This is a genomic window from Streptomyces longispororuber, assembly GCF_024448165.1.
In the GTDB taxonomy this organism is placed as follows: domain Bacteria; phylum Actinomycetota; class Actinomycetes; order Streptomycetales; family Streptomycetaceae; genus Streptomyces; species Streptomyces longispororuber_A.
Map to the genome: position 1 here is coordinate 1 of NZ_JAMOLN010000295.1, position 9,799 is coordinate 9,799.

Sequence of the window (9,799 nt, forward strand, 5' to 3'; positions counted from 1 at the left end):
GCCACCGCGTCACCCCGCGCCTGGCGCCGGTCGGCACGGGCCACACCGCCGCCTGCCACGTCACCGCCCCCGGACCGGCCGCATGACCACGCCGCCCTGGAACCGGCAGCGGCTGCGCAGCAACAACGAATGGCTCCTCCTGGAGCGATTACGGCTCGAAGGCCCCGCCTCCCGGGCCCAGCTCGCCCGCGCCAGCGGCCTGTCCAAGCCCACCGTCTCCTCGGCCCTCGCCGCCCTGGAACGCGCCGGCCTGGTCCGCGAGGCGGGCACCCACGCCCAGAGCCGCGGCCGCATCGCCGTCCTCTACGAGCCCGACCCGCGCGCCGGACACGTCCTCGGCCTCGACATCGGGCGCGCCCGGCTGCGCACCGCCGTCGCCGACCTGTCCGGCACCATCGTGTCCCGCACCGAGGTGCGCAACCGCGGCCGGGCCGCCACCACGGTCGCCGACGCCGCTGTGGCCTGTGCCGAACAGGCCCTCGCCGAGGCCGGGTTGACGCCCGCCGACATCGTGCACACCGCCGTCGGCACCCCGGGCGTCTTCGACCGCCACACCGGCCGGGTCCGCTACGCCGTCAACCTGCCGGGCTGGGGCCGCGCCGGACTCGTCGAGCGGATGCGCGAGAGCCTCGGCACCCCGCTCTCCGTCCACAACGACGCCAACCTGGCCGCGCTCGGCGAGTACACCTTCGGCGCGGGCGCGGGCAGCCGCCTCTTCGTCTACGTCCTGATCGGCACCGGCCTCGGCATGGGCGTCGTCGCCGACGGCGAACTCTTCCTCGGCGCGCACGGAGCGGCCGGCGAGATCGGCTTCCTGCCCCTCGACGGCGTCCCCGTCTCCGGCAGCGCGCCCCGCCGCGGCATGCTGGAGGACGCCGTGTCCGCCGACGCCGTGGTCCGCACCGCCCGCGCGCTCGGCATGACCGGACCCCTCACCGCCAAGCGCATCTTCGACGCCGCCCGCACCGGCGACCCGGCCGCCGGCACCGCCGTGCGCCAGGAGGGCGAACGCCTCGCCCTCGCCGTCGCCTCCGTCACCGCCGTCCTCGACCCCGACCTGGTGGTGCTCGGCGGGGGAGTGGGCCGGGGGGCCGACCTGCTGCTGACCACGGTGGCCGGAACCCTGCACCGCCTCACCCCGCTGCGACCCCGCGTCGAGGCCAGCACGGCCGGCGACGACGCGGTCCTCCTCGGCGCCCTCACGACGGCCCTGCGAGCCGCCCGGCCCCTGGTCTTCGACCGGCGCACGGCGTCCTCGTGACGGGCTGCCCTTCGCTGGGACCGGGAAGCACAACGCCGAAGGCCGGTCGGGATCTCTCCCGACCGGCCTCCGGTCTCTGTGTCCGAGGGGGGACTTGAACCCCCACGCCCGATAAAGGGCACTAGCACCTCAAGCTAGCGCGTCTGCCATTCCGCCACCCGGACAAGGTGTCTGCCGCCTTGTTGCGGGGTGTTTCCCGCGGCGACACGGAGAACATTACCAGGGTTTCCGAGTGGTCCGATCACGCGGTCTTTCCCCAGGTCGGGCCTGTGAACGGCGCGTGACGGGGGGTGCCCGCCCTTGGGTGCGGGCGCCCGGAGGGGGAGGATGAGAGGGATCCACAGGGAGAGAGGAACAAGCGTGAGTGAGTCGAGCGCGGGCAGGGCCGTCTCCGGACAGGACGAGGTCGTCGACCTCTGCCGCGAACTGATCCAGATCGACACCAGCAACTACGGTGACCACTCGGGCCCGGGCGAGCGCAAGGCCGCTGAGTACGTGGCGGAGAAGCTCGCCGAGGTCGGCCTCGAACCGAAGATCTTCGAGTCCCACCCCGGCCGCGCCTCCACGGTCGCCCGCATCGAGGGCGAGGACCCGTCGCGGCCCGCGCTCCTCATCCACGGCCACACCGACGTCGTCCCCGCCAACGCGGCGGACTGGACCCACCACCCGTTCTCCGGCGAGGTCGCCGACGGGTGCGTGTGGGGCCGCGGCGCCGTCGACATGAAGGACATGGACGCGATGACCCTCGCGGTCGTCCGCGACCGGCTGCGCACCGGGCGCAAGCCTCCGCGCGACATCGTGCTCGCCTTCCTCGCCGACGAGGAGGCCGGCGGCACCTGGGGCGCGCGCCACCTCGTCGACAACCACCCGGACCTCTTCGAAGGGGTCACCGAGGCGATCAGCGAGGTCGGCGGCTTCTCGTTCACGGTGAACGAGCAGCGGCGGCTCTACCTCGTGCAGACCGCAGAGAAGGGCATGCACTGGATGAAGCTGACCGTGGCCGGCACCGCCGGGCACGGTTCGATGATCCACCGGGACAACGCGATCACCGAGCTGTCCGAGGCCGTCGCCCGGCTCGGCCGGCACCAGTTCCCGATCCGGGTCACCAAGACGCTGCGCCACTTCCTCGACGAACTCGGCGATGCGTACGGGGTGGAGCTCGACCCCGAGGACATGGAGAAGACCGTCGCCAAGCTCGGCGGCATCGCCAAGCTGATCGGCGCCACCTTCAGCAACACGGCCAACCCCACGCAGCTGGGCGCCGGTTACAAGGTGAACGTGATCCCCGGCGAGGCCACCGCGCACGTCGACGGGCGCTTCCTGCCCGGGTTCGAGGACGAGTTCCTCGCCGACCTCGACCGCATCCTCGGCCCCAAGGTCAGGCGCGAGGACGTGCACGCGGACAAGGCCGTGGAGACCACCTTCGACGGGGCGCTGGTCGACGCCATGAAGTCCTCGATCGAGGCCGAGGACCCGATCGGCAAGGCCATCCCGTACATGCTCTCCGGCGGCACCGACGCCAAGTCCTTCGTCGAACTGGGCATCCGCAACTTCGGCTTCGCGCCGCTGCAGCTGCCCCCGGAGCTCGACTTCGCCGGCATGTTCCACGGCGTGGACGAGCGGGTGCCGGTGGACGGCCTCAAGTTCGGCGTGCGGGTGCTCGACCGGTTCATCGACGCGTCCTGACGTCCGCCCGGCGTCAACCCGGCGTGTTCGCCAACAATCGGCCGCACGTGCGCACTTGACTGAAAAGAGTGAAAGGAACCATACGCTCGTAGCCCCATTACCTCCTCCTCGTTACAGGGAGTGCAGTCCGCGGCTGGGACTGCATTGCCAACAAGGAGGAATAATGATCAAGAAGGTCGTCGCTGCTGCGGCTGCCACTGGCGGTCTCGTGCTCGCGGGTGCGGGCATCGCCGCTGCCGACGCCGGTGCCCAGGGCGCCGCCGTGAAGTCCCCCGGTGTGCTGTCGGGCAACGTCATCCAGGCGCCCATCCACGTGCCGGTGAACGTCTGCGGCAACACGGTCTCCGTGATCGGGCTGCTGAACCCCGCCTTCGGCAACACCTGCACCAACAGCTGACGTTGTTGTGCCTCGCCCCTTGAGGGGCTGAGCCCGTCGGCCTCGGAGTGCGCGCCATGCGCTCCGGGGCCGATTGGGCATTCGGCGCGGAGACACTCGCGTCCCCGCGCCTTTCCAGCAGGCGCTCAGGCAAAGTTCTAAGGCAGGGAAAGCTATGCGACAGGTCATGCGCAAGGGCCTGATCACCGTGGCGGCCGCGTCCGGTGTGCTGGCCGTCACCGGTGGTTACGCACACGCCGACTCGGGTGCGGAAGGGAGCGCGTCGGGTTCCCCCGGCGTCGCCTCCGGCAACTCGGTCCAGGTTCCCGTGAACGTCCCGGTCAATGTGTGCGGCAACACGGTCAACGTCATCGGGCTGCTCAACCCGGCGGCGGGCAACGACTGTGCCAACACCTCGGACGGCAGCGGCGGTGGCTACGGCGACGAGCAGCCGTCCGGCGGCGGCTCGCACGCCGGGGGGCACACCAGCGATTCGCCCGGTGTCGGCTCCGGCAACCACGTACAGGTACCGGTGGACGTCCCGGTGAACGTGTGCGGCAATTCGGTCGACGTCGTCGGCATCGGCAACCCCGCGTCCGGCAACGACTGCGGCAACGGCGGCTCGCACACCACGACGCCGCCCGGTGGCCCGGAGCAGCCGCCGACGCCGCCCGGTGGCCCCGGGCACCCGGGCACGCCACACACCCCGCCGGGTACGGACCGGAACATTCCGCCCACACCCCGGCAGCCGGGCACGGACACCCCGAACAAGCCGGGGACACAGACCGTCGCCCAGCCCAAGGGCGAGTCCCAGCTCGCGCAGACCGGCAGCTCACTGCCGCTCGGCGCGGTCATCCCGGTGGGCGCGGGTGCGCTGCTCGCCGGCGCGGTGCTCTACCGGCGTGCCAAGGCGGCCGCGTGACGGTCTGAGCCGAGCAGTCGGTACCAACGGAGCGGGCCCCGCATCGGCGGGGCCCGCTCCGTTTTGCTCGTCCCGCCCGTCAGGTTCAGGTCACCACGTGGCCCGCAGCTGGCGGATGATCCGTCGCCGCAGACGCACCCGGCGACTCCCGTCGCGGTGCAGGCTCAGTCGGTACAACTCCCAGTGTCCGTACTCTGCATGGTCCGTCAGCAGACGTGTCGCCTCCTTGCGGGACACCCCGCGCGGTACGTACACGTCGACAAATTCGTATTCCGGCATCGCATCTATTGTGCGGGCAGTGGCCCGGTACGGATAGCGTCTGCACTATGTCTGATGCTGCGCAGCCCACCGCTGCCGAGGTACGCGCCGCCGCTGAGGCGGTCAAGGCTGCGCTCGACCGCCACCTGGCGGCTGTCGAGCGCAGGTCGGGAGAGGACGACCCGGCCGTCTACGAAGCGTTCAACGAACTCGCCGCGGCGGCCGAGGAGTACGACGAACTCCTCTACGACCGCTACGACGAGGTCACCCCCTTCGAGATCCCCGGCGGCGAGGACTCGCTGCCGCCGTACACCGGGCCGGAGGAGCCGAACGCGCTGAGCGTGCTGATCCGACGCGACTACGCCGTGGTGGAGCCGCAGCGCCTTCTCGCCCAGGCCGGGCGGGTCGCCGACATCGAGGCGGGCCCGGAGCCGGACCCCGAGGGCGCGAACGGCGCGGGCAACAGCGTCCATGCCGCCCTCGGCGTTCTCTTCGGGGAGTACGAGCCCGACGAGATCGCCTCCCGGCACAAGGAGTTCGGTCTGGAGGAGGGCGACTCCACGCTCTGGGTCACGGCGTCGGACGACCTCGCCGAGCCGGGGGAGTGGCTGGAGGCCCCGTTCGACCAGGCCGATCCCCAGCGCGTGGTGTGCCGCTTCGACATGAGCGCGGTCTTCGACGACGACCTCGACGAGGACGACCTCGAAGGCGACGGTGCGGAACTCGACGAGGCCCTCGAGGACGCCGACCGCTAGCGCCGCCCCGCTCCTCGAAGGTGCAGAACCGTCCCGCCGGGTCCGACCCGGCGGGACGGCTGCCTACGCCCCCGGAACCTGGGCCGCGACCAGCGACCGCAACCGGGTCGTCCGCGGCTTCGCCGCGACCTCGGCGACCGCCCGCGGCAGGGCCGAGTCGACCCCGTGCACCACGGACAGGTGCCGCTCGCCGCGCCCGAACGCCGTGTACACCCACGGGCGGCTCAGCGCCTGCGTCGCGTCCCCGGGCAGCACCACCACGGCCGCCGGCCAGCGCAGCCCCACGGCCTGGTGCCCGGTCACCGCCCAGCCGTGCCGCACGGCCCGCTCCACCTGCTCCTTGGGTACGACGACGGGCTCGCCGTCACACTCCAGGCGCAGGCCCTCCGCGTCGGCGCCGACCACCCGGCCCGGCCGGATCCGCCCGGGCCCGGCCACGTGGACCACCCGGTCCCCGGGGTCGAAGCCGCCGAACCGGCCGGGGCCGGGGTTCAGCCGCTCCTTCAGCGCCGCGTTCAACGCGCGCGTCCCCGCCGCGCCGGCGTGCCCCGGTGTGATGACCTGGGTCTCCTCCGTGGGCACCCCGATGGCGCGCGGCACCGAGTCGGCGACCAGCTGCACGGTGCGGTGGATCGCCTCGGCGCCGTCCCGCACCGGCACGATCACGACTTCCTTGCCGGGCGCCTCCACCTGGTTCAGCTCACCGATGCCGATGCCGGAGACCAGCTCGCCGATCGGGCCGAAGTCAGGGGTGCGGGAGGCGATCCGCGGGCAGATCCCGGCGGCCAGCAGGTCGGCGAAGACCCGGCCGGGGCCCGCCGACCACAGCGTGCCCGGGTCGCCGCTCAGCACCAGGCCGGTGCCGTCGGCCAGCAGCTCCACGAGCATCGCGGCGCCGTCCACGTCCAGCTGCGGGGCGTCCAGGACGACCAGGAGGTCGAGGGCCAGGGCCCCGTCCGCGTCCCGGCCCGGACCCTGCGCCTGGGTGAGCAGCCCTTCGACGGTGGCCGTCGCGGTCTCCGGGGCGTCGGGGCCCAGGAGCGCGGCGGCCCGGCGCCGCCCGTCCGCGCTGTGCGCGGCGACGCAGACGCGCCGGCCCAGCCGGGCCGCGGCGGCGGCGGTGGCCACCGGCTCCGCGCGGGAGGCCTCGCCGCCGGTGTGCAGCACGAGCCGGTGGGTGTCGAGGGCCCGGATCAGCTCGGCCGTCGTCCCGCCCGCGGCGACGGCGGCCTCCTCTCCGGCCTCACCGAACGAACCGCCCTCCTTGGGCGCCGAGTTGATCAGCCGGGCGAGGCCGTCGGCGAGACTCTCCTCCGCGAGCGCGTACCGCTCCAGGCCGACGAGGACCCGGACCGGGCGCTCGGCCTCCTCGTCGTCCCCGTCCTCGGCCCCGTCCTCGGCCCCGTCCGGGACCGGCTCGCGGGCGGGCGCGGGTGCGTCGTCGAGCGCGTCCTGGAAGAGGATGGCGTCGCCCTCCGCGGCGGCGCTCTGCACGGCCGCCTCGGGATCGGGCACGCCCCGCTTGCCGAGGGCGTCGGCCAGCACGGGCAGGTCGAGGGCCGTGTGACCCGCGACGGCGGCCTGCTCCAGGAGCCAGACGGTGACGGCGCGGCCCCTGCGCTCGTCCTCGGGACCGCACTCGGCGCCGAGGAGCGCCCGGGCGAACCCGTCCGCCTGCTCCGGCCGCACACCGCTCACCCGCAGCAACTGCCACGGATCCGCGCGCAGTTGCTCGTCCGCGTCCTCGCCCAGGGCCGAGGCGGCCCCCGCGGCGAGGGAGTCGGGCGCCCCGCCGGCCACGAGCACGGCCCGCACCGCCGCCACGACCCCCGCGTCCGGGCCCGCGTCGACGACGGGTGCGGGCCTGCGCACCGGCTCGGGCGCGACGGTCCTGCGCGGCTCGGGCACCGGCTCCGCGACCACGGCGGCGACGGGCTTCTCGCCGCTCTCCACGGCGCGCACGGCGGCCAGCAGATCCGCCGCCTTCCCGCTCAGCTTCGCCCCGGCGTCGATCGGCCCTTCCTTGGCGGCCTTGCGCTGCGCGATCCGCTCCCGCAACTCCCGCTGAGCGGCGATCTCGGCCTCGGCCTCGGACACCCGGGCGGCACCATCGCCCTCGGTGTCGCCCCCGGTCGCCTCCGTTGCACCTTCGGCATCGGTTTCGGCTTCGGTCTCGGCCGCCTCGTCGGCGGCGACGGCTCCGGCGTCGGCCTCCGAAGCCCCGCCTGCCTCGCCTGCCCCGCCCACCGGCTCCCCGGCCTCGTCCGCACCGGCGGCTTCGGGCGACGGGCCCTCACCGGCCGGTGTCTCCGTGTCCGGCCCGGCGTCGGGGCGGGCCCCCGGCTCGTTCTCCGCGGCAGCGGACTCCGTACTCACAACGTGCTCCAGTCCTGATCGGGATAGCGGTGCACGGGCGCCGACACGTCGTCGAGCGCCTGGCAGATCTCGTCAGGAAGACTAAGGGCCTCCACTGACAATGCCGCCGTGAGCTGCTGCGCGTTGCGCGCGCCGACGATCGGCGCGGCCACCCCGGGCCGGTCCCGCACCCACGCGAGAGCGACCTGCAGCGGTGTCACGGCGAGCCCGTCCGCGGCTATCGCGACCGCGTCCACGATGTGCCCCGCCGCCTCGTCCAGGTACGGCGCGACGAACGGCGCCATGTGGTCGGAGCCGCCCCGCGAGTCCGCCGGGGTGCCCGCGCGGTACTTGCCGGTGAGCACGCCCCGGCCCAGCGGCGAGGACGGCAGCAGACCGATGCCCAGGTCCAGCGCGGCGGGCAGCACCTCCCGCTCCACCCCGCGCTGCAGCAGCGAGTACTCCATCTGCGTACTGGCGAGCCGGGTGCGCACGCCCGGCACCGCGAGCTGCCAGGTCCCGGCCTTGGCCAGCTGCCAGCCGCAGAAGTTCGAGACGCCCGCGTAGCGCGCCCGGCCGCTGCTCACCGCGATGTCGAGGGCCTGCAACGTCTCCTCGAGCGGAGTCTCCGTGTCGTACGCGTGGACCTGCCACAGGTCCACGTAGTCCGTGCCGAGCCGGGCCAGCGAGGCGTCGAGCGCGGCGAGCAGATGGCCGCGCGAGCCGTCGAAGCGCCGGTCCGGGTCGGGCACGCTGCCCGCCTTGGTGGAGATGACCAGATCCCGCCGTGGGACCAGGCCCTCGACGAGCCGGCCGAGCAGGTACTCCGACTCCCCGTCCCCGTACACGTCCGCCGTGTCGACGAGCGTGCCGCCCGCCTCCCAGAACGCCTTCAACAGATCGGCGGCGTCGTGCTCGTCGGTGTCCCGGCCCCACGTCAGGGTGCCGAGCCCGATCCGGGACACGCGCAGGCCGGTACGGCCGAGATGCCTCTGCTCCATGGGCGCTGAGATTACTGGCCGAAGGTCAGGATGGGGGCCCCTGTGGATATCTCTCGCCCGGGCCGCCGCGTTAAGGTGCCCGGCAAGAGACATTACCGGTGGGTAATCCAGCGGTCCCGCACGCCGTCTAAGGGGATGTGGCAATGAAGCTCGGCATCAATCTCGGGTACTGGGGCCTGGGAATGGACACCGACAACCTGGCCGTCGCGAAGGAGGCAGACCGACTCGGATACGCGGTGTGCTGGGCGGCCGAGGCCTACGGTTCCGACACCGTCACCGTCCTCTCGTTCGTCGCCGCGCAGACCGAGCGGATCGACGTCGGCTCGGCCATCATGCAGATCCCGGCCCGCCAGCCCACGATGACGGCGATGACCGCCTCGACCCTCGACACCCTGTCCGGCGGCCGCTTCCGGCTCGGCCTCGGCGTCTCGGGCCCGCAGGTCTCCGAGGGCTGGTACGGCGTCAAGTTCGACAAGCCGCTGGCCCGCACGCGTGAGTACGTCGACATCGTGCGCAAGGCCATGAGCCGCGAGCGGGTCGCGTACGACGGCGCGCACTGGACGCTGCCGCTGCCGGACGGTCCCGGCAAGTCCCTCAAGCTGACCGTGCACCCGACGCGGGAGCACATCCCGCTGTACATCGCCGCGATCGGCCCGAAGAACCTGGAGCAGACCGGCGAGATCGCCGACGGCGCCCTGCTGATCTTCCCGTCCGCCGAGCACCTGGAGGAGACGGCGATCGCGCCCCTGCGCGCGGGCCGCGAGAAGGCCGGCAAGACGATGGAGGGCTTCGACGTCTGTCCGACCGTGCCGATCGCCGTCGGTGACGACAAGGACGTGACCGCGCTCGCCGACACGTTCCGCCCCTACACCGCCCTGTACGTCGGCGGCATGGGCAGCGCCAAGCAGAACTTCTACAACCAGCTCGCGCAGCGCATGGGGTACGAGAAGGAGGCCGCAGAAGTGCAGGGCAAGTACCTCGCGGGCGACAAGGACGGCGCCGCGGCGGCCATCCCGCACCAGCTCATCGACTCCACCACGCTGCTCGGTTCCGTGGACCGGATCGCGGACGGGATGCGGGCCTACGCGGCCGCCGGCGTCACCACGCTGACGCTGTCCCCGGCCGGCTTCACGCTCGACGAGCGGCTCGCCTCGCTGCGGGCGGGCGTGGAGGCCCTGGAGCGCG

At 73.2% G+C, this 9,799-nt stretch carries 9 protein-coding genes and 1 tRNA gene; 6 read left to right on the forward strand and 4 right to left on the reverse strand.

The window, feature by feature from the left end; translation table 11 throughout:
• Nucleotides 1–82: 82 nt before the first annotated feature.
• Nucleotides 83–1,261 carry an ROK family transcriptional regulator gene (locus M4J07_RS44125; protein ID WP_255982290.1) on the forward strand — a complete coding sequence of 393 codons (1,179 nt, stop codon included), beginning with the start codon at nucleotides 83–85 and terminating at the stop codon, nucleotides 1,259–1,261.
• A gap of 79 nt (nucleotides 1,262–1,340) precedes the next feature.
• On the opposite strand, the gene M4J07_RS44130 is transcribed toward M4J07_RS44125, so the two are convergent.
• Nucleotides 1,341–1,425, reverse strand: a tRNA-Leu gene (locus M4J07_RS44130).
• Between the two features lie 163 nt (nucleotides 1,426–1,588).
• On the opposite strand from M4J07_RS44130, the gene M4J07_RS44135 reads away from it, so the two are divergent.
• The 3 genes from M4J07_RS44135 to M4J07_RS48075 all read left to right on the forward strand — a co-directional run bounded on the left by M4J07_RS44135 (nucleotide 1,589) and on the right by M4J07_RS48075 (nucleotide 4,245).
• Nucleotides 1,589–2,947: a M20/M25/M40 family metallo-hydrolase gene (locus M4J07_RS44135; protein WP_305128952.1), complete on the forward strand. Its 1,359-nt coding sequence runs from the start codon at nucleotides 1,589–1,591 to the stop codon at nucleotides 2,945–2,947.
• A gap of 163 nt (nucleotides 2,948–3,110) precedes the next feature.
• Entirely contained in the window at nucleotides 3,111–3,344 is a 234-nt protein-coding gene (chpH, locus tag M4J07_RS44140; RefSeq protein ID WP_255982295.1) for a chaplin ChpH, read from the forward strand.
• Between the two features lie 154 nt (nucleotides 3,345–3,498).
• The gene (locus M4J07_RS48075; RefSeq protein ID WP_305128953.1) at nucleotides 3,499–4,245 is read left to right on the forward strand and encodes a chaplin; all 747 of its coding nucleotides are present in this window, start codon (nucleotides 3,499–3,501) and stop codon (nucleotides 4,243–4,245) included.
• Nucleotides 4,246–4,335: 90 nt separating this feature from the next.
• Here M4J07_RS48075 and M4J07_RS44155 read toward each other — a convergent pair whose 3' ends face one another.
• Nucleotides 4,336–4,524, reverse strand: coding sequence for a DUF5703 family protein (locus M4J07_RS44155; protein WP_255982297.1), 189 nt, complete (start codon nucleotides 4,522–4,524; stop codon nucleotides 4,336–4,338).
• A 47-nt stretch (nucleotides 4,525–4,571) separates the two neighbouring features.
• On the opposite strand from M4J07_RS44155, the gene M4J07_RS44160 reads away from it, so the two are divergent.
• Nucleotides 4,572–5,258 carry a hypothetical protein gene (locus M4J07_RS44160; protein WP_255982299.1) on the forward strand — a complete coding sequence of 229 codons (687 nt, stop codon included), beginning with the start codon at nucleotides 4,572–4,574 and terminating at the stop codon, nucleotides 5,256–5,258.
• Nucleotides 5,259–5,321: 63 nt separating this feature from the next.
• Here M4J07_RS44160 and M4J07_RS44165 read toward each other — a convergent pair whose 3' ends face one another.
• Complete coding sequence (locus M4J07_RS44165) at nucleotides 5,322–7,634, reverse strand: helix-hairpin-helix domain-containing protein (protein ID WP_255982301.1); 2,313 nt, start codon at nucleotides 7,632–7,634, stop codon at nucleotides 5,322–5,324.
• Entirely contained in the window at nucleotides 7,631–8,614 is a 984-nt protein-coding gene (locus M4J07_RS44170; protein ID WP_255982303.1) for an aldo/keto reductase, read from the reverse strand. Before M4J07_RS44170 ends, M4J07_RS44165 begins: the two co-directional genes overlap by 4 nt.
• Before the next feature lie 143 nt (nucleotides 8,615–8,757).
• Here M4J07_RS44170 and M4J07_RS44175 point away from each other — a divergent pair.
• On the forward strand, nucleotides 8,758–9,799 hold a 1,042-nt coding region (locus M4J07_RS44175), incomplete at its 3' end, for an LLM class F420-dependent oxidoreductase (protein ID WP_255982305.1).